This is a genomic window from Halomonas sp. CKK8, assembly GCF_029625235.1.
Taxonomy (GTDB): Bacteria; Pseudomonadota; Gammaproteobacteria; order Pseudomonadales; family Halomonadaceae; genus Halomonas; species Halomonas ventosae.
Map to the genome: position 1 here is coordinate 1,780,153 of NZ_CP121193.1, position 23,483 is coordinate 1,803,635.

Below are 23,483 nucleotides of genomic sequence, written 5' to 3' on the forward strand. Positions count from 1 at the left end.
ATCGTCTTCGGCAGGATGGTCGGGGAAGGATGACGAATCAGCGCCCGGGAGGCAAACCGACGGCGGCCCGGTACCGGCGGTCGAGCTTAGCGACCTGTGCGGCCAGGCCCGCCTCGTCGGCGGAGTTGTCGATCACGTCGTCGGCGCGCGCCAGGCGCTCCGTCCGTGACATCTGGGCCGCGACGATGGCCCGGGCCTGGGCTTCGTCCACGCCGTCGCGTGCCGCCGTGCGCGCAATCTGGGTCTCCTCGGGGACATCGATGACCAGGCAGCGGTCGACCATCGCGTCCTGGCCGGACTCGAACAGCAGCGGGGAGACCAGCAGCACATAGGGAGCCCCCTGGACCTGGAGGCGCTCGAGGTGGGCTTCCAGGCGCTGGCGTATCCGCGGGTGGGTGATCCGCTCCAGTCGCTGCCGTGCCTCGGCATCGGCGAAGACGATCTCGCGCAGCGCCCGCCTGTCCAGGCCGCCGTCGGGCGTCAGGACCTCAGGCCCGAAATGCTCGGCGATCTCGGCGAGTGCCGGCTCCCCCGGGGCCACGACCTCCCGGGCCACCTCGTCGGCATCCACCCAGGGAATGCCCCGCGCAGCGAAGGCCCGCGCCACCGTCGACTTGCCCGAGGCGATGCCGCCTGTCACGCCGATGATCATCCTCGTCTCCCTGATGGGTGCATGGGTGTGTGCCATGGTGAGGTCAATACAGCAGCCCGGTATAGAGCGCCATCAGCGGCTCTCCGGCCAGCAGGGCGATCCAGCCGGCCATCACCAGCCAGGGCCCGAAGGGCAGCGGGGCACCGCGCAGACGCGGGATGGCCAGCTGGATGAGGATGCCCACCACCGCTCCCGCCCCGGCGGAGAGGATCAGCACCAGCGGCAGGTATTGCCAGCCCAGCCAGGCGCCCAGGGCGGCCAGCAGCTTGAAGTCGCCGTAGCCCATGCCCTCCTTGCCGGTGACCAGCTTGAACAGCCAGTAGAAGCTCCACAGCACGAGGTACCCGGCCATGGCACCGATGACGGCCGAGGGCAGCAGCAACGGCTGAAAGTGCAGCTGGTAGAGCAGCCCTGCCCACAGCAGGGGCAGGGTGAGCAGGTCCGGGAGCAGCTGGGTGCGCAGGTCGATCACCGCCATGGCCAGCAGGGCCAGGCAGGCGCCGAGGATGAACAGCGCCTCCAGGGTCGGCCCGAAGAGCGCCAGCACCGCCACGGCCAGCACGCCCCCGGCGAGCTCCACCAGGGGGTACTGGGGGCTGATGCGCGTGTGGCAGCTGGCACAGTGCCCGCGGCGCTTGAACCAGCCGAGCAGCGGGATGTTGTCGTGCCAGGCGATGGGGGCCTCGCAGCGCGGGCACAGCGAGCGGGGGGTCACCAGGTTGAAGGGCGGTGCCTCTTCCGGCGCCATTTCAAGGGCCTCTCGGGCCTCGGCGCGCCAGCCGCGCATCAGCATTACCGGCAGCCGGGTGATCACCACGTTGAGGAAGCTGCCCAGGCACAGGCCCAGGACGACCGCCAGGGGCCAGAGCAGGAAGGGGGGGAGGTCGGCGAGCAAGGGGAGACTCCTGTCCAGTCGGATCCGGTTGCCCATTGTATCGGGGGATGGCGTCGATTGCCCGGATACTCCCGTGCCCCTCGCGGGCTGTCCCGCGCTGCGGCTTTGGTCTAGAATCGGCTCCCTTTCATCTTCCAGGGGCACGATCATGACCCAGATGCTCGGACCGGTGATGCTGGATCTGGAGGGCCAGAGCCTGACGCCCGAGGAGCAGGCGCTGCTGGTGCGCCCCGAGGTCGGGGGCGTGATCCTGTTCGCCCGCAATATCGCCTCGGCCGACCAGGTCCGCACCCTGTGCGACGAGGTCCGTCGCGTGCGTCCCGACCTGCTGTTGGCGGTCGACCAGGAAGGGGGGCGGGTCCAGCGGCTTCGCGAGGGCGTCACCCGCCTGCCGGCCATGGGCCGCCTGGGTCGCGACTTCGCCCACCAGCCCGAGGTGACGGTGCGTCTCTGCCAGGATGCCGGCTGGCTGCTGGGCATGGAGATGGCAGCCTGCGGCCTCGACCTCACCTTTGCCCCGGTGCTGGATGTGGACGGGGGCAGCTCCAGCGTGATCGGCGATCGCAGCTTCTCCGCCGATCCTCGGGCGGTGGCCCGCCTCGGCCGTGCCTTCCTGGATGGCCTGCACGAGGCGGGCATGGTGGCCGTGGGCAAGCACTTCCCGGGCCACGGTGGCGTGGCGGCCGACTCCCATCATGAGCTGCCGGTGGATGGGCGCCCCCTGGAGGCGCTGCGCCGCCACGACCTCCTGCCCTTCGCCGAGCTGGCGCCCCGGCTCGATGCGGTGATGCCCGCGCATGTCGTCTATTCCGACTTCGACCCGCGCCCCGCGGGCTTCTCCCCGGCCTGGCTGGGCATGCTGCGCCAGAGCCTGGGGTTCAAGGGCGTGATCTTCTCCGACGACCTGAGCATGGCCGGTGCGGCCGCCGCCGGCACGCCCGCGGAGCGGGCCCGGCTGGCGCTGGCTGCGGGCTGCGACATGCTGCTGGTCTGCAACGACCGCAGCGCGGCCCGCGAGGTGCTGGACGCCTGCCAGGGTCGCCAGGCGCGTCGCGCCACGCGGCTGCGCTATGCCAGGGCGCGTCCCGACCTCAAGGCGCTGGGGGCCCTGTCGCGCTGGCGACGCGTCCATGCGCGTCTCGAGGCGATGGCCGCCGGCTGAACCGACCTTCTTTCCTCCGCCTCCCATCAAGAGCCGACCGACGATGTCCCGACTCGATGCCGATTCCCTGCCGTCCCTGACCGACATGCGCGATGTCATGGACAATGCCGACTGCCTGATCTCGCAGCCCGAGGTCGAGCGCGCCCTGGACCGCATGGCCGACGAGATCACCCGCGACCTGGGTGACCGCCTGCCGGTCTTCTACTGCGTGATGAACGGTGGCCTGATCACCACCGGCCACCTGCTGACCCGGCTGGGCTTTCCCCTCGAGGTCGACTACCTCCACGCCACCCGCTACCGGGGGGGGCTACGGGGTGGCGAGCTGTTCTGGCGGGTCTCCCCGGAGGTGCCCATGGCCGGTCGTCACGTGGTGATCGTCGACGACATCCTCGATGAGGGCGCCACCCTGGCGGCGATTCTCGACTACTGCCGGCAGGCAGGGGCGGCAAGCATCTCCACCGCGGTGCTGGTCGACAAGCAGCACGACCGCAAGGCGGTCCCCGGGCTCAGGGCCGACTACTGCAGCCTGGAAGTCGCCGACCGCTATGTCTTCGGCTTCGGCATGGACTACAAGGGCTACTGGCGCAATGCCCCGGGCATCTACGCGCCCAAGGGGCTGTAAGCCACAAGCCACAAGCCGCCAAGCGCCGAGCCGCCAAGCTTTCCGGCGACGGGCCTGGCCTCTGCGCTATCCGAGTGGCAAGCAGAAAGTGACAAGTAGAAGATGGTGCGGTGCAAGCGAAAAAACCCCGCGGGCCCTGAAGGCCTGCGGGGTTTCTCTTTCCACTTTCTACTCTTGCCTTGGCCGCTTGGCCGCTTGGCCGCTTGGCGCCTAGGCTAGTCCCAACTCGTGGGTGGCTTCCTCGCGCATCTTGAACTTCTGGATCTTGCCGGTGACGGTCATCGGGAAGTCGTCGACGAACTTCACGTAGCGCGGCACCTTGTAGTGGGCGATCTGGCCCTTGCAGAAGGCCTTGAGTTCCTCCTCGCTGAGCGACTCGCCCTCGGTCAGCTTGACCCAGGCCATCACCTCCTCGCCGTACTTCTCGTCGGGCACGCCGATCACCTGCACGTCCGAGATGGCCGGGTGGGTGTAGAGGAAGTCCTCGATCTCCCGCGGATAGATGTTCTCGCCGCCGCGGATGATCATGTCCTTGATGCGCCCGACGATCGCCACATAGCCCTCGTCGTCCATGGTGGCGAGGTCCCCGGTGTGCATCCAGCCGGCCTTGTCGATCGCCTTGTCGGTGGCCTCGGGGTTGTTCCAGTAGCCGAGCATCACGCTGTAGCCGCGGGTGCAGAGCTCCCCGGTCTCGCCGCGGGCCACCACGGCGCCGGTCTCGGGGCTCACCAGCTTGACCTCCAGGTGGGGGTGGATGGTGCCCACGGTGGTGACCCGCTTCTCCAGCGGGGCATCGGTCTGGGTCTGGGTGCTCACCGGGCTGGTCTCGGTCATGCCATAGCAGATGGTGACGTCCTGCATGTTCATGCGATCAATCACCTTGCGCATCACCTCGATGGGGCAGATGGAGCCGGCCATGATGCCGGTACGCAGGCTGGAGAGGTCGAAGCTCTCGAACTCGGGATGCTCCAGTTCGGCGATGAACATGGTGGGCACGCCGTAGAGCGTGGTGGCCTTCTCCTCGGAGACGGCACGCAGCGTCTGCTCGGGGTCGAAGCCGTCGCCCGGATAGATCATGGTGGCGCCGTGGGTCACGCAGCCCAGGTTGCCCATCACCATGCCGAAGCAGTGGTAGAGCGGGACCGGGATTACCATGCGGTCGGCTTCGCTGAGGTCCATGGTGCGGGCCACGAAGAAGCCATTGTTGAGGATGTTGTGGTGGGAGAGGGTGGCGCCCTTGGGCGCACCCGTGGTCCCCGAGGTGTACTGGATGTTGATCGGGTCGTCGAACTGCAGGCTGGCCTGGACATCGGCCAGGTGCTCGGCGGAGACCTCGTCGGCATGGGCCAGCATCTGCGGCCAGGTCAGCATGCCGGTCAGCGCGCGGTCGGCATCGAGGCACACCACCCGCTTGAGCTCGGGCAGGCGCTGGCAGGAGAAGGTGCCCGGGGCGCCGTCACGCAGTTCCGGAGCCAGTTCGGCCAGGGTGGCGACGTAGTCGGAGGTCTTGAAGGCCCCCTGCAGGACCAGCGTCGAGGCGCCGGACTGCTTGAGGGCGTACTCGAGCTCGTGGGTCCGATAGCTGGGATTGATGTTGACCAGGATGGCGCCGATCTTCGCGGTGGCGAACTGGGTGATGGTCCATTCGGCACAGTTGGGCGACCAGATGCCGACCCGGTCGCCCTTGTCCACCCCCAGCGCGAGCAGGGCGCGGGCCGCCTCGTCCACGGCCTGCTGCAGCGCCTTCCAGCTGTAGCGCAGCCCCTGGTGGCGGCTGATAAGCGCGTCGCGCTCGGCGAAGCGCGCCACGGTATCGTCGAAGCAGTCACCGATGGTCTGGCCCTTGAGGGGGGTGTCGCTGATGCCGCTGACGTAGCTGATCGATCGATGTTGGCGTGTCATGGTGTTTCTCGTCTTGTTGTTGCCTGTGGCGGTGTGCGTGAAACGGGTAATGACGTCGGGGTTCGCCGGAGCGCCTGACTATCGCTCAGGCCTCGTGACCGAGGCTGCGCAGTACCTCCCGGGCACGGTGGTCCACGTCGTCGATCTCCATACGCATCAGGCGGATGTCCTCCAGCTGACGCTCGAGGTTGTCGCGCTTGTCGGCCAGTATCTCCAGCAGTCGCCAGAGCTGGCGCGCGTTGCCGTCGGGCATGGCGTCGTACATCGTCACTACCTCGCGGATCTCGGCCAGCGAGAATCCCAGTCGCTTGCCGCGCAGGGTCAGCTTCAGGCGCACCCGGTCCTTCTCGCGGTAGATGCGCTTCTGTCCCTCGCGGCGGGGCGCCAGCAGGCCTTCCTGCTCGTAGAAGCGGATGGTGCGTGGCGTGACCTCGAACATCCTCGCCAGCTCACCGATGGTGTAGTGTCGGTGCTGGCGGGGCAGGGCCTCCTGGCTGGCCTCATCGGCCGGGGCGCTTGGCTGTGTCATGACGTCGATCCTGTGACCGGGTGGTGAACCGGCGGTTTCCCACCTCGTCTGGCAACACTAGACGAGGTTTACGTTAACGTAAAGTGCTTGTTCGACCATGGGTTGATATGGGATAAACCTAGCAAGTGCTAGGTTGGTGTCCAGCCGGACGGGCGAGGCAACGATGTCGCCGGGCTGTACCCGAGGCCTCCCCGGGGCCCGCAGCGGCCCCGACAACAACCACAAAGATGACACCCACTCATTGCTGAACAAAGAGGGATTCCCCATGGACTTCTCCCTGACCGAAGACCAGAAGGCGCTGGCCGCGGCGGCCGCCGACTTCGCGAGGGCCGAGCTGGTCGAGCATGCCGCCGACTGGGACGCGCGCTCTCACTTCCCGGTGGACGTGATCCGCCGGGCCGGCGAGGCGGGGTTCCTCGGCATCTATACCCCTGAAGAGCATGGCGGCCTGGGCCTCTCGCGCCTCGAGGCCTCGCTGATCTTCGAGCAGCTCGCCCAGGGCTGCATCTCTACCACTGCCTACCTGACCATTCACAACATGGTGACCTGGATGATCGCCAGCTGGGGCGACGATGCCCTGCGCGAGGCCTGGGTCCCCGCCATGGTAGCCGGTGAGGCGCTCGGCTCCTACTGCCTCACCGAGCCCGGTGCCGGCTCCGATGCCGCCAGCCTGCGCACCAAGGCCGTGCGCGAGGGGGACGAGTATGTCCTCTCCGGCAGCAAGATGTTCATTTCCGGCGCGGGGGCCACCGAGGTGCTGGTGGTGATGGCCCGCACCGGCGCCCCCGACAGCGGCGCCGGCGGTGTCTCGGCGATCGTGGTGCCGGCCGATGCCGCGGGGATCGAGTACGGCAAGAACGAGGAGAAGATGGGCTGGAAGAGCCAGCCGACGCGCCTGGTCAGCTTCGACGGCGTGCGGGTGCCGGTCAGCAACCGCCTGGGCGCGGAAGGGGAGGGCTTCAGGTTTGCCATGAAGGGCCTCGATGGCGGGCGCCTGAACATCGCCAGCTGCTCGCTCGGTGCCGCCCAGCAGGCGCTGACCCTGTCGCGGGACTATCTTGCCGAGCGCAAGCAGTTCGGTCGCGAGCTCAGCCAGTTCCAGGCCCTGCAGTTCAAGCTCGCCGACATGGCCAGTGAACTCACCGCGGCGCGACTGATGGTCCGCCACGCCGCCTGGCGCCTCGACCAGAATGATCCCGAGGCCACGGCCCACTGCGCCATGGCCAAGCGCTTTGCCACCGACATGGGTTTCAACGTCTGCAACGACGCCCTGCAGCTGCATGGCGGCTATGGTTACATCCGTGAGTACCCCCTGGAGCGCCTGGTCCGTGATACCCGGGTGCATCAGATCCTGGAGGGCACCAACGAGATCATGCGCCTGATCGTCGCCCGTCGCCTGCTGGCCGACGGCGTCATCGAGTCGCTCCAGTAACCCCGTTTTCTTTACAAGACCCAGGAGATCCCGGGATGTCGGACCTTGCAGTGCTCTTCGACGAGCTGCCCACCCGCGATGGCGGCCGCATCGGCGTGGCCACCCTCAACGCCCCGAAGTCGCTCAACGCCCTATCGCTGGAGATGATCCGCCAGCTCGAGGCCAAGCTCGAGGCCTGGGCGGTGGACCGCAGCGTGGTGGCGGTATGGCTCGAGGGCAGCGGCGACAAGGCCTTCTGTGCCGGCGGTGACGTGGTGGCCCTCTACCGCTCGCTGACCGAGGAGGGCGAGAACCGCGGCGCCGGCCGCGACGGCATCTTCGCCGAGACCTACTTTACCGCGGAGTACCGGCTCGACTACCGCATCCACACCTACCCCAAGCCGCTGATGGTCTGGGGCGACGGCATCGTCATGGGCGGCGGCCTGGGGCTGCTGGCCGGCGGCTTCCAGCGCCTGGTCACCGAGACCACGCGCATCGCCATGCCGGAGATCACCATCGGCCTCTATCCCGATATCGGGGCCAGCTGGTTCCTGGGGCGCATGCCCCCCGGGGTGGGGGCCTACCTGGGCCTGACCGGGGCCCAGCTCAATGCCCGTGATGCCCTGGACCTGGGGCTGGCCGACCGCTTCATCCCGAGGGAACGCCGCGAGGCGCTGCTCGGCGCCCTGGAAGAGGCCGACTACGGCGACCGCAGCCTGTCGGCCCTGCGGGCCGGGGTGCAGGGGGTGCTCGACGACCACGAGGACCGCCGAGCCGTGCCCGCCGGCCAGGTGTGGCCGCACCTCGACCATCTTCAGGCGCTGGTGGGCCGGGTGGATGCTGCCACGGCCGTCAAGCGCATCCTGCGCGATACCACCGACGATGGCTGGCTCGCCGCCAACCGCGCGCGTCTCGAGGCCGGCTGCCCGATGAGCGCCCAGCTGGTGTGGCGCATGCTCGAGCGCCACGCCCACACCAGCCTCGCCGATGCCTTCCGCGACGAACTTGGCCTGTCGGTACAGTGCTGTCGTCAGGGGGACTTCGTCGAGGGGGTGCGCGCGCTGCTGGTCGACAAGGACAAGGCGCCACGCTGGCAGCACGACAGTGTCGCCGGGGTGTCCCAGGCCGATATCCAGGCCCTGATGACCCCGCTCTGGTCCAGCGAGTCACATCCCCTGCGCGACCTGGGCGTCGGCCATCGAGTCGGGTAGGGGCGGCTCAGCCGCGGGCACTGCCGCCATAGCGTTCACGAGATCAACAACAAGGAGCACCGCATATGAACATCGCCTTTATCGGCCTGGGCAACATGGGCGCGCCCATGGCCATCAACCTGGTCAAGGCCGGGCATGACGTCACCGTCTTCGACCTTGTCGAGAGCGCCATCCAGTCCCTTGAAGCCGAGGGCGCACGGCGGGCCGCCAGCGCCGAGGCGGCTGCCGCGGGTGCCGACGTGGTCGTCTCCATGCTACCGGCCGGGGCACACGTCAAGGGGCTCTATCTGGGCCGCGATGGCGCGCCGGGGCTGCTCGATGCCCTCGACGGCAAGCCGCTGCTCGTCGACTCCTCGACCATCGCGCCGGACGATGCCCGCCTGGTGGCGGCCGCCGCCGCCGAGCGCGGCTTCACCTACCTGGATGCCCCGGTCTCCGGCGGGGTGGGAGGCGCCAAGGCCAGCACCCTGACCTTCATCGTCGGCGGCGAGGCGGACGGCTTCGACAAGGCGAAGCCGCTGCTCGAGGCCATGGGCAAGAACATCTTCCACGCCGGCGAGGCGGGTGCCGGCCAGGTGGCCAAGATCTGCAACAACATGCTGCTGGGCATCCTGATGTCGGGCACCGCCGAAGCCCTGGCGCTGGGCGTCAAGAACGGCATGGACCCGGCCGTGCTCTCCGAGATCATGAAGCAGAGCAGCGGCGGCAACTGGGCGCTCAACGTCTACAACCCCTGGCCCGGGGTGATGGAGGGCGCCGCTGCCTCCCGGGACTACCAGGGCGGCTTCCTGACCGACCTGATGGCCAAGGACCTGGGGCTGGCCTGGGAGCTGGCCCTGGGCTCGAAGTCCACCGTGCCGATGGGCTCCCAGGCCCGCAACCTCTTCGCCCTGCATAGCGCCCAGGGCAGTGGCCAGCTCGACTTCTCCAGCATCCAGGCCCTCTACCGCCAGGGCGAGGAGACGTAAGCGCCAAGCAGCCAATTAGCCAAGCGGCCAGGGAAAGCTTCCAGCAGAGTCGCCTGCTGGAGGCTTTCCCTTGTTGACCTGTGGTGGGCGAGCACCCACCACGCTCGGCGCGCTTTGCCCTCCCTTCGGGGACGCGGCACAATCCAGTGCCCGTTTTCCGTCGAGACCCTGCATGAGCACACCCGCTTCCTCCTCCTCCACGGCGTCCCGCCCGCGTCCCGCCCGTCGCGAGTTGCTCGAGGGGCCCATCGCCCTGACCCTGCTGCGCAAGAGCCTGCCGGTGGTCGGCGGCATGATCGCCATGATGAGCTTCAACCTGGTGGATACCTGGTTCATCTCGCGACTCGGTACCGAGGAACTGGCGGCGGTCTCCTTCACCTTTCCGGTGGTGTTCACGGTGATCAGCCTGGCCATTGGCCTGGGCATCGGCACCTCGGCGGTAGTGGCCCGCCGGTTGGGGCAGGGCGACCTGGACACGGTAAGGCGGCGCGCCACCGATGCGGCCTTGCTGGCGCTGGGGGTGGGGCTGTGCATGACACTGCTGGGCCTTGCCACCCTGGAGCCGCTGTTTCGCCTGATGGGCGCCGATGACCTGCTGATGCCCCATATCCGCGACTACATGGGTATCTGGTACCTGGGGGCGGCGGCGGTGATCGTGCCACGGGTGCTCAACAGCATCCTGCGCGCCCACGGCAATACCGCCACCCAGGGGCTGATGATGGCGCTGGCCGCCGGGACCAACGTGCTGCTGGACTGGTGGCTGATCTTCGGCATCGGGCCCTTTCCGGCCCTGGGGGTCTCCGGCGCGGCCCTCGCCACGGTGCTGAGCTGGGGCCTCATGGCCGGGGTGCTGGTCGTCCAGCGCGAGCTGCGCGAGCTCTTCGACCTGGCCGGCCTGAGCTGGCAGGGCCTCGCCGGTTCCTGGCGGGAGTTGGGTCGCATCGCGGGGCCGGCGGCCCTCACCAGTGTCTTCACGCCCATCGCCCTGGGCCTGGTGACCCGCATCGTGGCCGGCCACGGCCATGATGCGGTGGCCGGCTACGGCGTAGGCACGCGCATCGAGGCCATCTCCCAGATCGCCGTGCTGGCGCTCTCCATGACCCTCTCGCCGCTGATCAGCCAGAATGCCGGTGCCGGCCAGCAGGACCGGGTGCGCCGTGCGATCCTGGGCTGCTTCGTCTTCGTGCTGGCCTGGCAACTGCTGGTCTGGGGCGTGCTGCAACTGCTGGCGCCCTGGCTGGTAGCCGGCTATGCCAAGCGCGAGGCGGTCGGGGAGGTGCTGCGCAGCTTCCTGTGGCTGGTGCCCCTGGGGCTCGGTGCCCAGGGCGTGGTGATCCTTGCGGTCTCCTCCTTCAATGCCCTGCATCGTCCCGCCCGGGCCATGCGACTCTCGGTGGTCAGGCTCTTCGCGCTGACTGTGCCGCTGGCCTGGCTGGGCGGGCGGCTGGCCGACAGCTCCGGCGTTTTCGCCGGGATGCTCGCCGCCAACCTGCTGGTCGCGCTGATCGCCTGGCGTCAGATCCGAGCCGAACTGGCACGCCAGAGCGCGCTGAACGACAGGCGTGGGGACAGCAAGCTTGGCAGATGACGTCGCTTGGTCTACATTTAATAAAAATGTAGAAATTGTCAGCACGCCAACCGAGGACACCCCATGAGTCAGATCACCCCCGTCACCTGGGACGACCCCTTCCGCCTCGTCGACCAGCTCTCCGAGGACGAACGCATGGTCCTTCAGACCGCCCACGACTATTGCCAGGAGAAGCTGCTGCCGCGGGTGCTGGAGGCCAACCGTCACGAGCGCTTCGACCGCGAGATCATGAACGAGATGGGCGAGCTGGGCCTGCTCGGCGCGACCATCGACGGCTACGGCTGTGCCGGGCTGAATTACGTCAGCTATGGCCTGATCGCCCGAGAGGTAGAGCGCGTCGACTCCGGCTACCGCAGTGCCATGAGCGTGCAGTCGAGCCTCGTGATGTACCCGATCCACGCCTTCGGCAGCGAGGCCCAGCGCGAGAAGTACCTGCCGAAACTGGCCAGCGGCGAGTGGGTGGGGGCCTTCGGCCTCACCGAGCCTGACCACGGCTCCGACCCCGGCGGCATGAGCACCCGTGCCACCCGCACCGACGGCGGCTGGCGGCTCAACGGCACCAAGACCTGGATCACCAACTCGCCCATCGCCGACGTCTTCGTGGTCTGGGCCCGGGACGACGAGGGGGTGGTCAACGGCTTCATCCTCGAGAAGGGCATGAAGGGGCTCACCGCGCCCAAGATAGAGGGCAAGTTCAGCCTGCGCGCCTCCATCACCGGCCAGATCGCCATGCAGGACGTGGAGGTCTCTGACGATCAGCGCCTGCCCGGCGTCACTGGCCTCAAGGGGCCGTTCTCCTGCCTCAACCGCGCCCGCTACGGCATCGCCTGGGGCACCATGGGCGCCGCCGAGGCGTGCTGGCATGCGGGGCGCGACTATACCCTGGAGCGCAAGCAGTTCGGCCGCCCCCTGGCCGCCAACCAGCTGATCCAGAAGAAGCTCGCCGACATGCAGACCGAGATCGCCCTGGGCCTGCAGGCCGCGCTGCGTGTCGGCCGCATGATCGACGACGGCCAGCTGGTGCCGGAGGCGATCTCGCTGATCAAGCGCAACAACTGCGGCAAGGCCCTGGACATCGCCCGGGTGGCCCGTGACATGCACGGCGGCAACGGGATCAGCGACGAGTACCACGTGATCCGCCACGTGATGAACCTGGAGGCGGTCAACACCTACGAGGGCACCCACGACGTCCACGCCCTGATCCTCGGGCGTGCGCAGACTGGCATCCAGGCCTTTACCGGCTGATCCGGCACAACTAAATCGGCTGACGATAATGCGAGGCGCCGGGGCAGGTCGAAGAAGAGGTCTAGCGCCTCTTCGACGACCTGCCGCCGGGTCAGCCTCGAGTGAGCAAGGAGCTGCAGATGAGCGGACCGCTGGACGGCATCACGGTGCTCGACATGTCGCGGGTATTGGCCGGGCCCTGGGCCGGCCAGCTGCTTGCCGACCTCGGGGCCAGGGTGATCAAGGTCGAGCACCCCTCGCGGGGGGATGACACCCGCGGCTGGGGACCGCCCTGGCTGGCAGAAGACCTTGAGGATAAGCAGGACGACGCCGAGCGGGTGGCGGCCTACTTCCTGTGCGCCAACCGTGGCAAGCAGTCGCTGGCCGTGGACATCGCCACCGAGGGCGGTCAGACCCTGGTCAGGGAACTGGCGAAGGGCGCCGATATCCTGCTCGAGAACTTCAAGGTGGGCGGCCTGGCCAGGTACGGGCTCGACTACGCCAGCCTGCGGGCGATCAACCCGCGTCTGATCGGCTGCTCGGTCACCGGCTTCGGCCAGGACGGTCCCTATGCCCATCGGGCCGGCTACGACTTCATGATCCAGGCCATGGGCGGGCTGATGAGCCTCTCCGGCGAGCCCGACGGCATGCCCATGAAGACCGGCGTGGCCATCACCGACGTGATGACCGGCCTCTATGCCACCGTGGGGGTGCTGGCCGCCCTGCAGGAGCGTGCGCGCACCGGGCGGGGGCAGCATATCGACCTGGCCCTGCTCGACGTCCAGGTGGCCACCCTGGCCAACCAGGCGCTCAATGCCCTGGTCGAAGGCCGTTCACCCGAGCGCCATGGCAACGCCCATCCCAATATCGTGCCCTACCAGGCGTTTGCCTGTGCCGATGGCCATCTGGTGCTCACCGTGGGCAACGATGCCCAGTTCGCGCGCTTCGCCGACCTGCTGGGTCACCCCGAGTGGGCCGAGGATCCCGCCTACGCCACCAATGCCGCCCGGGTCGGCAACCGGGAGGTGCTGGTCACGCTCATCCAGCGGATCCTGCTCGAGCGGGGTCGCGATGAGTGGCTGGCCGAGATGGAGGCGCGCGGTATCCCCGCCGGCCCCATCAACACCCTGACCGAGGTCTTCGACGACCCCCAGGTGCGCCATCGAGGCCTGCACCGAACGCTGCGCCGTGGCGATCTCGAGGTGCCCCAGGTCGCCAACCCGCTACGTTTCGACGGCGAGCCTGCCACCAGCGAGGTGGCGCCTCCCAGGCTCGGCCAGGACAGCGATGCGATACTCGCCGAGATGGGCCTGATGCCCGAGGATATTGCCAAGCTCAGAAGGGCAGGGGTGGTGAGATAGGCACTTATCGCGGCGAGAAGCGCCGTGTCAGGCCGGTCTCGGCGATCATCCGGGTGGAGATCTCCTCTACGGAGAAGCGGGTGGTGTCGATGTAGGGGATGTGCATCTGGCGATAGAGCCCCTCGGCCTGCTCGACCTCCTGGACGCACTGGTCCATGGAGCTGTAGCGGCTATTGGGCCGGCGCTCGTGGCGGATCGCCGCCAGCCGGCGCGGGTCGATGGTCAGCCCGAACAGCTTGTGGCGATGCGGGACCAGGGCCTTGGGCAGCTTCAGGGTGCCGTTCTCGTCCTGGTCGTCCTCGGTGAGCGGGTAGTTGGCGGCGCGGATGCCGAACTGCAGCGCCAGGTAGAGCGAGGTGGGGGTCTTGCCGCAGCGCGAGACCCCCACCAGGATGATGTCGGCCTTGTCGTACTGGTGGGTGCGCGCCCCGTCGTCGTTGTCCAGGGCAAAGTGCACCGAGTGGATACGGTCCATGTAGACCTCATCCTTGCCGATGGCGTGGGTGCGGCCAACGCTGTAGGAGGAGTGGGCCTCCAGTTCCTCCTCCAGCGGCTTGAGGAAGGTCGAGAAGATGTCGACCTTGAAGCCGGGCGCCTGGCGGATCACCTCGCGGATCTGCTCGTCGACGATGGTGTCGATGATGATCGGCTGCTCGCCGTCGCGTACCGCCGTGGCCTCGATGATCGCCACCAGGGTCTTGGCCTTCTCGAGGGAGTCGATGTAGGGCTTGGTCAGCATGCGGATCTCGACGCTCTGGAACTGGGCGAGCAGGCTGCGTCCCAGGCTCTCGGCGGTGATGCCGGTGCCGTCGGAGATGAAGAAGGCGGTGCGCGTCATGGCGGCTCGCTGTGTCCATTGGGAAGGTAAAGCCCATTGTCGATGCTGCTCGAGGCCGGGACAAGAGGCGGCTTTCCTGCCCGCCACGCCTCTCGCCACTACAGATGACTGGCGATTCGGCCGGGTGTTGTAAAAATCCTCCAGTGACTTCGATGTTAGACTAATGGCGAATATGGAAGGCCGCTGTTAGAGTCGCCAACATCCCTTCATGCCCGAGTCCCGAGCGACCCGCCGGCATGATGCATCCTTCGTCGATATCCTGGGAGGTCTCATGGACGATTACATTCAGTGGTTCGATCAATTGGGCATGGACGATGTCGAGCGGGTCGGGGGCAAGAACGCTTCCCTCGGCGAGATGATCTCCAACCTGTCCGGCGCGGGTGTCACTGTGCCCGGCGGGTTCGCCACCACGGCACACGCCTACCGCGAATTCCTCTCCCACGAAGGCCTCAACGAGCGCATCAACCGCCGGCTCGCCACCCTGGACGTCGATGACGTGGCCGAGCTGGCGAGGGCCGGTGCCGAGATCCGCCAGTGGGTGATCGACACCCCGCTGCCGCCGACCTTCGAGCGCTACCTGCGCGAGAGCTACGAGACGCTCTCGGCGATGCATCCCAATCTCAAGGTCGCCGTGCGCAGCTCGGCCACCGCCGAGGACCTGCCGGATGCCTCCTTCGCCGGGCAGCAGGAGACCTTCCTCAACATCGAGGGCTTCGACAACATCAAGCGCGCCGTGCATGAGGTCTTCGCCTCGCTCTTCAACGACCGCGCCATCTCCTATCGCGTCCACCGCGGCTATGCCCACGAGAACGTGGCGCTCTCCGCCGGCATCCAGAAGATGGTGCGCTCCGAGACCGGCGCCTCGGGGGTCATGTTCACCCTGGACACCGAATCCGGTTACCGCGACGCCGTCTTCGTCACTGCCTCCTGGGGGCTGGGCGAGACCGTGGTGCAGGGGGCAGTGAACCCCGACGAGTTCTATGTCCACAAGCCGACCCTGGCGGCGGGCCGCCCGGCCGTGCTGCGCCGCAACCTCGGCTCCAAGCTGATCAAGATGGTCTACACCGACGACACCAGCGCCGGCAAGTCGGTGGCCACGGTGGACGTGCCGCTGGCCGACCGGGCCCGCTTCTGCCTCGATGACGAGCAGATCATGGCGCTGGCCCGCCAGGCAGTGACCATTGAGGAGCACTATGGTCGCCCCATGGACATCGAGTGGGCGCTGGATGGCGACGATGGCGAGCTCTACATCGTCCAGGCACGCCCCGAGACCGTGGTCTCCCAGCAGGAGGGTGGCAAGCTCGAGCGCTTCCAGCTGAAGGAGAAGGGCCGCACCCTGGTCGCCGGCCGGGCCATCGGCCAGCGCATCGGCCGTGGCGCGGTCAAGGTGGTGTTCTCCCCGGATGACATGGAGAAGGTCAACCCCGGCGATGTGCTGGTCACCGACATGACCGACCCGGACTGGGAGCCGATCATGAAGCGCGCCTCGGCCATCGTCACCAACCGTGGCGGCCGCACCTGTCATGCGGCGATCATCGCCCGCGAGCTGGGCATTCCCGCCGTGGTCGGCTGCGGGGACGCCACCGAGGCGCTGGATGACGGGCGCGACGTCACCGTCTCCTGTGCCGAGGGGGACGCCGGCCACGTCTACGAAGGGCTGCTGGAGTTTGACCGCAACGTCACCAGCGTCGACGCCATGCCCGAGATCCCCTTCAAGATCATGATGAACGTCGGCAATCCGGATCGTGCCTTCAGTTTCGCCAGCCTGCCCAATGCCGGGGTCGGCCTGGCACGGCTCGAGTTCATCATCAACCGCATGATCGGGGTGCACCCCAAGGCGCTGATCGAGTACGACACCCTGCCCGCCGACCTGCAGCAGACCATCGACCTGCGGACCGCCGGCTACAGCGACCCGGTGGAGTTCTACGTCGACAAGCTGGTCGAGGGCATCTCCACCCTGGCGGCCTCCTTCTACCCGAAGCGGGTCATCGTGCGCCTGTCTGACTTCAAGTCCAACGAGTACGAGAACCTGATCGGCGGCAAGCTCTACGAGCCGGGCGAGGAGAACCCCATGCTCGGCTTCCGGGGCGCCTCGCGCTACATCTCGGACTCGTTCCGTCCCTGCTTCGAGCTCGAGTGCCGTGCGCTCAAGCGTGTGCGCGAGGTGATGGGGCTCGACAACATCGAGATCATGGTGCCCTTCGTGCGCACCACCGAGGAGGCCCGTGAGGTGGTCGACCTGCTGGCCGCCAACGGCCTGGCCCGCGGCGAGAACGGCCTCAAGGTGATCATGATGTGCGAGCTGCCGGCCAACGCCCTGCTGGCCGATGAGTTCCTCGAGTACTTCGATGGCTTCTCCATCGGCTCCAACGACCTGACCCAGCTGACCCTGGGGCTGGACCGCGACTCCGGCATCGTTGCCCACCTGTTCGACGAGCGTAATCCCGCCGTGAAGAAGCTGCTGGCCATGGCCATCCAGGCCTGTCACGCCCAGGGAAAGTACATCGGCATCTGTGGCCAGGGCCCCTCGGACCATCCGGACCTGGCCAAGTGGCTGATGGAGCAGGGCATCGACTCCGTGTCGCTCAATCCCGATGCGGTCCTGGAGACCTGGTTCATGCTGGCCGGCGAGACCCTGGGCTGACGCCCGAGCTTGCCAGCAGTGTTCGACGACACCCGGGCTTGCCCGGGTGTCTTGCTTTGTGCACGGCCCTTGCACGATGCCGGGCTAGACTGAGTGTACATGCCCCGACGTGGAGGTCTGCATGAAGATCCGTTTCCCTCTTTTTCCCCTGGTGGTGGCCGGTGCCCTCGGCCTGTCCCTCGCTGCCTCCCCGCTGCTGGCCCAGCCCGGCAATGGCCAGGGCAATGGCCAAGGGGCGGCGCCCTGGAAGGAGGAGGGACAGCCGCAGCGTGGCCAGAAGGGGCAGGGTGGCCCCCAGGAGTCCCGTGGCCAGGGCCAGGCCCGAGGTGATCGCGACCGCCAGGAGTCCCGTGACCGGGTTCGTGAGGAATATCGCGACCGGGAACGCGAGGAATATCGTGATCGGGAACGCGATGCGTACCGCGACCGGGAACGCTATCGCGACGAGGCCAGGCGGCCGATGATCGACGAGCGCGAGATTCGCGAGATCTTCCGCAGCCGGCGTGAGTACCTGCACCGTGACGACCGCGACAGCCTGCCACCCGGCATCCGCATGAACCTGGAGCGTGGCAAGCCCCTGCCCCCCGGTATCGCCAGGAACTTCGACGAGCGCGTGCGGCGCGACCTGCCCGACTACGAGGGCTATGAGTGGCGCCGTGTGGGGACCGACGCGGTGCTGGTCGACCTCACCAACGACATCATCCATGAGGTGATCCACGATATCCTGCGTTGATCACCCTGGGCGGGCACGCCGGTGCTCGCGGCCCCCCCGTGCCCGCTCTCCTTGATCTCCATCAGGCAGGACCTATCGCCATGTCTCATACTGCCCGTGTCTGCAAAGGAGAACTGCCATGGTGGAACCCCTTGGGGTGGCACGGGTGTACCGGACCTGCCCGACCGATACCTTCGATTTCGAGGTCACCAGCGAACTCGAGTCGCTGGACCTGCTCATCGGCCACGAACGCGCACGGGATGCCTTGAGTTTCGGCACCGCGATCCGCAGTGACGGTTTCAACCTCTTCGTGCTGGGCCAGCCCGGGCATGATCGCCACAGCCTGGTGGGCAGCTTCCTCGCCGAGAAGGCCCGGGGCGCCTCGCCCCCCCGGGACTGGTGCTACCGCTACAACTTCGACGACCCGGCCGTGCCGCTGTCCCTCCCGCTACCGCCCGGCCTGGGGCGGCAGCTGCGCACCGACCTGGAGGCGATGGTCGAGGAGTTGCGCAGCGCCATCCCTGCCGTGTTCGAGAGCGAGGAGTACCAGAACCGTCTCCACGAGCTCAAGCAGGCCATGGGCGAACGTCAGCGCGACGCCGTGGAGGCCGTGCGACGCGAGGCCCGCGAGCACGATATCCTGCTGCTCTCCACCCCCAACGGCTTCACCTTCGCGCCGGCCGACGGCGACAAGATGATGGCGCCGGAGGCCTTCGAGAAGCTGCCGAAGGACGAGCGCGAGCGCATCGAGGCCACGGTCGAGATCCTGCAGCGCAAGCTGACTCAGGCGATTCGCCAGATGCCGCGCCTGGCCAAGGAACTGCGCGACCAGGCCAACACCCTCAACGAGGAGATGCTCGAGTCGGCCATCGGCGCCCCGCTGGATGAGCTCAAGGAGCGCTATGCCGAGCAGGAGGGCGTCCTGACCCATCTGGACGCCATCCGCGAGGCGATCCTGTTCAATGTCGACTCCTTCATCGCCGACGAGCCCGACATCCCGGCGGAGGCGGTGTTCAGCCGCTTCCAGGTCAACCTGATCGTGGACAACGCCGAGGCCCAAGGGGCGCCGGTGATCTACCAGGACCTGCCCACCCACCAGCACCTGGTGGGCCGCATCGAGCACCATGTGCACAATGGCACCCTGCTGACTGACTTCTCGCTGATACGGGCGGGCGCCCTGCATCGCGCCAATGGCGGCTACCTGGTGCTGGACGTGCGCGGCGTGCTCACCCAGCCGGGCGCCTGGGACACGCTCAAGCGGGTGCTGAAGGCCGGCGAGATCCGTACCGAGTCGCTGGAGCAGGCCTATGGGCTGATCAGCACCGTGACCCTCGAGCCGGAGCCGATCCCGCTGGACGTCAAGATCGTGCTGCTGGGCGAACGTCTGCTCTACTACCTGCTCTGCGAGCATGACCCCGAGTTCCTGGAGCTGTTCAAGGTCCAGGCCGACCTCGAGGACGAGCTCGACCGTGACCCGCAGCACGAGGCCTTCTATGCCCGGATGGTGGCGACCCTGGCCCGCGAGGCGGCCCTGCGCCCGCTGGACCGCAGCGGCGTGGCCGCCGTGATCGAGCGGGCCAGCCGCCTGGCCGACGACCAGCGCAAGCTGACCGCGCGTCATCGCGACCTCCATGACCTGGTGCTGGAGGCCGACCACTGGGCCGGCGAGGCGGCGGCCACGGTGATCGCCCGCCGTCATGTCGAGAAGGCGGTCAGCCAGCAGCTCTGGCGCGCCGGGCGCATCCGCGAGCGCAGCCACGAGATGATCACTCGCGGCACCATGATGGTTGCCACCGAGGGGCGTGTGGTCGGCCAGGTCAACGGCCTCTCCGTGCTGCAGCTGGGCGAGTACGCCTTCGGCCAGCCGTCGCGTATCACCGCCACGGCGCGGCCGGGCAATGGGCAGGTGGTCGACATCGAGCGCGAGGCGCGCATGGGGGGGCGCATCCACTCCAAGGCGGTGATGATCCTGTCGCGATACCTGGCCACGCGCTACGCGGGGGAGGAGCCGCTCTCGCTCTCCGCGAGCCTGGCCTTCGAACAGTCCTACGGCGGGGTCGAGGGCGACAGTGCCTCGGTGGCCGAGGTGTGTGCCCTGGTCTCGGCCATCGCCCGGGTGCCGCTCGACCAGGCCTTCGCCGTGACTGGCTCCATCGATCAGCATGGGCGGGTCCAGGCGGTGGGCGGCGTGAACGAGAAGATCGAGGGGTTCTTCGATGTCTGCGCCGCCCGTGGCGACCTCGAAGGGCAGGCGGTGATCCTGCCGGCGACCAACGTCGAGCACTTGATGCTCAAGGACGAGGTGCGCGAGGCGATCGAGGAGGGGCGCTTCCGGGTCTTCGCCGTGTCACGGGTGGATGAGGCACTGGAGCTACTCACCGGTCTGCCCATCGGGGCCCCCGACGCCCAGGGGCGCTTCCCCGAGGGCAGCCTCGATGCCCGCGTGGCCGAGCGGCTGGCCCATTTCCGCGAGGTGGTGAAGCACGCGCGCCAGGAGGAGCGGGGCGGCGATGGCGACGAGCACGAGGAGTCGGACGATGAACGTTGACGTGTCCCGGTCAGGCCCGGAGGAGACGGGTGAAGAGGGCGAGATCCCGGTGATGCGGGTGCTGGCGCTGCTCGATGCCTCTCGCCACAGCCTGGCGGCACTGGCCGCCGCGGTGGACTTCGCGGTGATGCGCCAGGCCGAGCTGGTGGCCCTCTACGTCGAGGACCAGGACCTGCTGGGCAGCGCCGGCTTTCCCTTTGCCCGGGAGATCGGCGCCGCCTCGGGACGGGTGCGCCGGCTGTCGAGGTCCGACCTCGAGGCCGGCATGGCCCGGCAGGCCCGTCGCGTGAACGAGGCCCTGGATGCCGCAGTGGCCGGCCGGGAGCTGCAACACCAGTTGCGGGTCAGTCGCGGCCGGGTGGTCAGCGAGGCGTTGTCGCTGGCCGGCCCGGGCGACCTGCTGGTGCTCGGCAAGGCGGGGTTATCGGGCCACTGGGGCGTGCGCCTGGGCTCGACAAGCCGTGCCCTGATCCTCGAGGCGCCCTGCACGGTGATCATCTGGGACGAGCGGCTGTCGCTGGCTCGAGGCCCGCTCCGGACCCTGGACGGTCCCGGGGCGGGCGGCGAGTTCCCGCCGGTTCCCGAGGCGCTGATCCGCCTGTTCGACGGCAGGGAGGTCCTGCAGGCGAGCGATGCCCGGCAACTGGAGCGGCAGCTGGCCCACGTGGACAACGGTGCCCTGCTGCTTCACCGCCCCCAGCTCGCCCGCCTGGCCGACCAGGATGCCGACCTGCTGGCCCGCCTGCCGATCCCGGTCATCGTGGTGCCCTGAGGATTCGAGCGTTTCCGGCCCACGGGGCGGCGAGAATTTGGCAAGATAGCGCCTCCAACGAGCTGAAGGGGGATCTGCCGGGATGGCATACTTGCTGGTGATGGGGGCCCTGGGGCTCTCCGTCTGCTTCACCCTGGGGTGGGGCGTGGTCCGGGGCACGCGCTGGATGCTGGGGCGTCTGCCGGGGGTGGGCCGCAAGCCGGCGCAGCGCTCGGCCCGCCGTGCGCCCAGCCGGCCCAAGGCGCCCAGCCGGCCCAGGGCCGCTCCACGGACCAGAACGCGGAAGGCTGCACCGGCCAAGGCGCCGCGGGAACCCTGGCGACTGACCCGCTGGCTGGCACGGCGGCGTTCGCCGCTGCCGCTGGGCCTGCTGGTCCTGCTGCTCTATGCGGGCAGCCGCCTGGCCGAATACGGCATGACCTTCCGACCGCAGGCCGCCCCCGGCGAGTTCCACGGCCTGGTCAGCACCCTGGGCTGGGTGGCCGCCATCCTGCTGGCCCTCGCCGGCATGAACCTGCTGGCCCTCTGGCGCTGTCACCGGTCGGGTGGCGACGACCGGGCCTGACTCACCTATGCTGTCATGACCCCGAATCGAGACAAGGAGTCATGATCATGGTCATCCCCACCGCCTGGCGTCGCGCGGCGTCGTGTCTGCTGTTCTCGCCGCTGCTGCTCTCCCCGGCGGCCCTCGGCGAGGTGGACTTCCAGTACCAGCGTCCCGAGATCGCCCCGGAGTCGGCATCCGGCAGCGAGGAGAAGCCCGGCTGGGCCACCGAGACCTTCGCCGTGGCCGCGGCCAACCCCCTGGCCACCGATGCCGGCTACCAGATCCTCCAGGCGGGGGGCTCGGCCATCGATGCCGCCATCGCGGTGCAGATGGTGCTCACCCTGGTCGAGCCCCAGTCCAGCGGCATCGGTGGGGGTTCCTTCCTGATGTATCACGACGGCGAGGAGGTCACGGCCTACGATGGCCGCGAGACCGCGCCATCCTCGGTGGATGAGAAGCTTTTCCTGGACGGGGAGGGCGAGCCCCTGGCATTCATGAAGGCCGTGGCCAGCGGCCGCTCGGTCGGCGTGCCCGGCACCCTGCGCATGCTAGAGAGGGCCCACAAGGCGCATGGTCGCCTGCCCTGGGCCGAGCTCTTCGAGCCGGCCATCACCCTGGCCGACGAGGGGTTTCCCGTCAGCCCCCGGCTGCACCGGAGCCTGGCCGACACCGAGGGCCTGCGTGACGACGCCCTGGCCTCGGCCTTCTACTTCACCGAGGAGGGGGAGCCACTGCCGGTAGGGCACACGCTCAAGAACCCGGCCCTGGCCGTTATCCTCGAGCGGATCGCCGAGCAGGAGAGCTCGGCGCTGCACACCGGGGAGATCGCCGAGGACATCGTGGGGCGGGTGCAGAACCATCCCGCCATTCCCGGCAGCCTGAGCCGCGAGGACCTGGCCACCTACACGGCGAAGGAGCGCGAGCCGCTCTGCACCGACTGGCAGGCGTACCGGGTGTGCGGCTTCCCGCCCCCCTCGTCGGGCCACCTGACGGTGATGCAGATCCTCGGCATGCTGGAACAGCTCCCGCTGCTGGAGGCGGCCCTGGAGGAAGACCTGCCCGGCGTCGACTGGCTGCACCGCTTCCTCGAGGCCTCGCGGCTGGCCTTCGCCGACCGAGGGCGCTACATCGCCGACCCGGACTTCGTCGAGGCGCCCGGCGGCGACTGGTCGCTGATGCTCGACCCCGACTACCTGGCCGAGCGCGCCGAGCTGATCGAGGCGGAGCAGAGCATGGGCAGTGGCGGTGCCAGCCCGGGCAACCCCGGTGCCCTCGCCACCGCCTGGGCCGTGCAGCCGACGCAGCCGGAATTCGGCACCAGCCACGTCAGCATCGTCGACGAGCACGGCAACGCCCTGGCCATGACCAGCTCCATCGAGCAGGCCTTCGGCGCGCGCATCCTCTCCGATGGGGGGACCGGCATGCCAGGGGGCTTCTTGCTCAACAACGAGCTGACCGACTTCTCCTTCACCCCCGCGGATGAGGAGGGGACCCCCATCGCCAACCGGGTGGAGCCCGGCAAGCGTCCGCGCTCCAGCATGAGCCCGACGCTGGTCTTCGACCGAGACAGCGGCGACCTGGTGGCGAGCCTCGGTTCGCCGGGGGGCGCGGCCATCATCCACTACACCGCCCGCTCGCTGGTAGCCATGCTCGACTGGGGCCTGGACGCCCAGCGTTCGCTGGACCTGCCCCATGCCATCACCCTGGGCGGGCCGGTCTACCTGGAGGCGGGACGCTTTCCGCCGGCCACCCGGGAGGCGCTGCACGAGCGGGGCCACGAGGTGGAGGAGCGCGAGCTCACCAGCGGCCTGCAGGCGATCCAGCGCACCGAGCAGGGGTTCTTCGGCGGCGCCGACCCGCGCCGCGAAGGGGTGGTGATGGGGGATTGAGCGCGCGC

Annotated in this window: 19 protein-coding genes; 14 read left to right on the plus strand and 5 right to left on the minus strand. The window is 68.5% G+C overall.

Annotated features, from left to right (window positions below; translation table 11 throughout):
• Positions 1-37: 37 nt before the first annotated feature.
• Together coaE and P8934_RS08540 are read right to left on the minus strand one after the other, a co-directional pair.
• A complete protein-coding gene (gene coaE / locus P8934_RS08535) occupies positions 38-652 on the minus strand; it encodes a dephospho-CoA kinase (protein WP_278033800.1) in 615 nt (204 codons plus the stop codon).
• Positions 653-695: 43 nt separating this feature from the next.
• Positions 696-1,547, minus strand: a complete 852-nt coding sequence (locus tag P8934_RS08540; RefSeq protein WP_278033801.1) for an A24 family peptidase — start codon at positions 1,545-1,547, stop codon at positions 696-698.
• A gap of 148 nt (positions 1,548-1,695) precedes the next feature.
• Between P8934_RS08540 and nagZ the strand changes: the two genes are divergently transcribed.
• On the plus strand, positions 1,696-2,709 hold the full coding sequence (nagZ, locus tag P8934_RS08545; RefSeq protein WP_278033802.1) for a beta-N-acetylhexosaminidase: 1,014 nt from the start codon (positions 1,696-1,698) through the stop codon (positions 2,707-2,709).
• Positions 2,710-2,752: 43 nt separating this feature from the next.
• A complete protein-coding gene (locus tag P8934_RS08550) occupies positions 2,753-3,331 on the plus strand; it encodes a hypoxanthine-guanine phosphoribosyltransferase (protein ID WP_278033803.1) in 579 nt (192 codons plus the stop codon).
• A 210-nt stretch (positions 3,332-3,541) separates the two neighbouring features.
• Here the strand turns inward: P8934_RS08550 and P8934_RS08555 are convergent, their stop codons facing one another.
• The gene (locus P8934_RS08555) at positions 3,542-5,233 is read right to left on the minus strand and encodes an AMP-binding protein (protein WP_278033804.1); all 1,692 of its coding nucleotides are present in this window, start codon (positions 5,231-5,233) and stop codon (positions 3,542-3,544) included.
• Positions 5,234-5,318: 85 nt separating this feature from the next.
• Positions 5,319-5,762 (minus strand): MerR family DNA-binding transcriptional regulator, encoded by a 444-nt coding sequence (locus P8934_RS08560; RefSeq protein WP_278033805.1) that lies wholly within the window; start codon positions 5,760-5,762, stop codon positions 5,319-5,321.
• 265 nt (positions 5,763-6,027) lie between these two features.
• Here P8934_RS08560 and P8934_RS08565 point away from each other — a divergent pair, with 265 nt between their 5' ends.
• The 6 genes from P8934_RS08565 (at position 6,028) to P8934_RS08590 (ending at position 13,525) form a co-directional block, all read left to right on the plus strand.
• Positions 6,028-7,194: an acyl-CoA dehydrogenase family protein gene (locus tag P8934_RS08565; RefSeq protein WP_278033806.1), complete on the plus strand. Its 1,167-nt coding sequence runs from the start codon at positions 6,028-6,030 to the stop codon at positions 7,192-7,194.
• Positions 7,195-7,229: 35 nt separating this feature from the next.
• Entirely contained in the window at positions 7,230-8,384 is a 1,155-nt protein-coding gene (locus P8934_RS08570; protein ID WP_278033807.1) for an enoyl-CoA hydratase/isomerase family protein, read from the plus strand.
• 65 nt (positions 8,385-8,449) lie between these two features.
• Positions 8,450-9,352 (plus strand): 3-hydroxyisobutyrate dehydrogenase, encoded by a 903-nt coding sequence (gene mmsB / locus P8934_RS08575; protein WP_278033808.1) that lies wholly within the window; start codon positions 8,450-8,452, stop codon positions 9,350-9,352.
• Positions 9,353-9,524: 172 nt separating this feature from the next.
• Positions 9,525-10,940 carry an MATE family efflux transporter gene (locus P8934_RS08580; RefSeq protein WP_278033809.1) on the plus strand — a complete coding sequence of 472 codons (1,416 nt, stop codon included), beginning with the start codon at positions 9,525-9,527 and terminating at the stop codon, positions 10,938-10,940.
• 63 nt (positions 10,941-11,003) lie between these two features.
• Positions 11,004-12,185, plus strand: coding sequence for an acyl-CoA dehydrogenase (locus P8934_RS08585; RefSeq protein ID WP_278033810.1), 1,182 nt, complete (start codon positions 11,004-11,006; stop codon positions 12,183-12,185).
• A gap of 119 nt (positions 12,186-12,304) precedes the next feature.
• Positions 12,305-13,525, plus strand: a complete 1,221-nt coding sequence (locus P8934_RS08590) for a CaiB/BaiF CoA-transferase family protein (RefSeq protein WP_278033811.1) — start codon at positions 12,305-12,307, stop codon at positions 13,523-13,525.
• Positions 13,526-13,529: 4 nt separating this feature from the next.
• On the opposite strand, the gene P8934_RS08595 is transcribed toward P8934_RS08590, so the two are convergent.
• Positions 13,530-14,363 carry a pyruvate, water dikinase regulatory protein gene (locus tag P8934_RS08595; protein WP_278033812.1) on the minus strand — a complete coding sequence of 278 codons (834 nt, stop codon included), beginning with the start codon at positions 14,361-14,363 and terminating at the stop codon, positions 13,530-13,532.
• Between the two features lie 271 nt (positions 14,364-14,634).
• On the opposite strand from P8934_RS08595, the gene ppsA reads away from it, so the two are divergent.
• The 6 genes from ppsA (at position 14,635) to ggt (ending at position 23,475) form a co-directional block, all read left to right on the plus strand.
• Complete coding sequence (gene ppsA, locus P8934_RS08600) at positions 14,635-17,007, plus strand: phosphoenolpyruvate synthase (protein WP_278033813.1); 2,373 nt, start codon at positions 14,635-14,637, stop codon at positions 17,005-17,007.
• A 121-nt stretch (positions 17,008-17,128) separates the two neighbouring features.
• Positions 17,129-17,740 (plus strand): anti-virulence regulator CigR family protein, encoded by a 612-nt coding sequence (locus P8934_RS08605; RefSeq protein ID WP_278033814.1) that lies wholly within the window; start codon positions 17,129-17,131, stop codon positions 17,738-17,740.
• 118 nt (positions 17,741-17,858) lie between these two features.
• On the plus strand, positions 17,859-20,267 hold the full coding sequence (locus tag P8934_RS08610; protein WP_278033815.1) for an ATP-binding protein: 2,409 nt from the start codon (positions 17,859-17,861) through the stop codon (positions 20,265-20,267).
• Positions 20,257-21,039 carry a universal stress protein gene (locus P8934_RS08615; RefSeq protein ID WP_278033816.1) on the plus strand — a complete coding sequence of 261 codons (783 nt, stop codon included), beginning with the start codon at positions 20,257-20,259 and terminating at the stop codon, positions 21,037-21,039. The genes P8934_RS08610 and P8934_RS08615 overlap by 11 nt, the downstream gene beginning before the upstream one ends.
• An 82-nt stretch (positions 21,040-21,121) precedes the next feature.
• Positions 21,122-21,604 (plus strand): hypothetical protein, encoded by a 483-nt coding sequence (locus P8934_RS08620; protein WP_278033817.1) that lies wholly within the window; start codon positions 21,122-21,124, stop codon positions 21,602-21,604.
• 47 nt (positions 21,605-21,651) lie between these two features.
• Positions 21,652-23,475, plus strand: a complete 1,824-nt coding sequence (ggt, locus tag P8934_RS08625; RefSeq protein WP_278033818.1) for a gamma-glutamyltransferase — start codon at positions 21,652-21,654, stop codon at positions 23,473-23,475.
• Positions 23,476-23,483 lie beyond the last annotated feature (8 nt).

What these genes read in the sequence shown, in the direction of transcription:
- coaE (WP_278033800.1), bottom strand. Translation starts at nt 652, where the DNA reads ATGATCATCGGCGTGACAGGCGGCATCGCCTCGGGCAAGTCGACGGTG.
- nagZ (WP_278033802.1), top strand. Translation starts at nt 1,696, where the DNA reads ATGACCCAGATGCTCGGACCGGTGATGCTGGATCTGGAGGGCCAGAGC.
- P8934_RS08550 (WP_278033803.1), top strand. Translation starts at nt 2,753, where the DNA reads ATGTCCCGACTCGATGCCGATTCCCTGCCGTCCCTGACCGACATGCGC.
- P8934_RS08555 (WP_278033804.1), bottom strand. Translation starts at nt 5,233, where the DNA reads ATGACACGCCAACATCGATCGATCAGCTACGTCAGCGGCATCAGCGAC.
- P8934_RS08560 (WP_278033805.1), bottom strand. Translation starts at nt 5,762, where the DNA reads ATGACACAGCCAAGCGCCCCGGCCGATGAGGCCAGCCAGGAGGCCCTG.
- P8934_RS08565 (WP_278033806.1), top strand. Translation starts at nt 6,028, where the DNA reads ATGGACTTCTCCCTGACCGAAGACCAGAAGGCGCTGGCCGCGGCGGCC.
- P8934_RS08570 (WP_278033807.1), top strand. Translation starts at nt 7,230, where the DNA reads ATGTCGGACCTTGCAGTGCTCTTCGACGAGCTGCCCACCCGCGATGGC.
- mmsB (WP_278033808.1), top strand. Translation starts at nt 8,450, where the DNA reads ATGAACATCGCCTTTATCGGCCTGGGCAACATGGGCGCGCCCATGGCC.
- P8934_RS08580 (WP_278033809.1), top strand. Translation starts at nt 9,525, where the DNA reads ATGAGCACACCCGCTTCCTCCTCCTCCACGGCGTCCCGCCCGCGTCCC.
- P8934_RS08585 (WP_278033810.1), top strand. Translation starts at nt 11,004, where the DNA reads ATGAGTCAGATCACCCCCGTCACCTGGGACGACCCCTTCCGCCTCGTC.
- P8934_RS08590 (WP_278033811.1), top strand. Translation starts at nt 12,305, where the DNA reads ATGAGCGGACCGCTGGACGGCATCACGGTGCTCGACATGTCGCGGGTA.
- P8934_RS08595 (WP_278033812.1), bottom strand. Translation starts at nt 14,363, where the DNA reads ATGACGCGCACCGCCTTCTTCATCTCCGACGGCACCGGCATCACCGCC.
- ppsA (WP_278033813.1), top strand. Translation starts at nt 14,635, where the DNA reads ATGGACGATTACATTCAGTGGTTCGATCAATTGGGCATGGACGATGTC.
- P8934_RS08605 (WP_278033814.1), top strand. Translation starts at nt 17,129, where the DNA reads ATGAAGATCCGTTTCCCTCTTTTTCCCCTGGTGGTGGCCGGTGCCCTC.
- P8934_RS08610 (WP_278033815.1), top strand. Translation starts at nt 17,859, where the DNA reads ATGGTGGAACCCCTTGGGGTGGCACGGGTGTACCGGACCTGCCCGACC.
- P8934_RS08615 (WP_278033816.1), top strand. Translation starts at nt 20,257, where the DNA reads ATGAACGTTGACGTGTCCCGGTCAGGCCCGGAGGAGACGGGTGAAGAG.
- P8934_RS08620 (WP_278033817.1), top strand. Translation starts at nt 21,122, where the DNA reads ATGGCATACTTGCTGGTGATGGGGGCCCTGGGGCTCTCCGTCTGCTTC.
- ggt (WP_278033818.1), top strand. Translation starts at nt 21,652, where the DNA reads ATGGTCATCCCCACCGCCTGGCGTCGCGCGGCGTCGTGTCTGCTGTTC.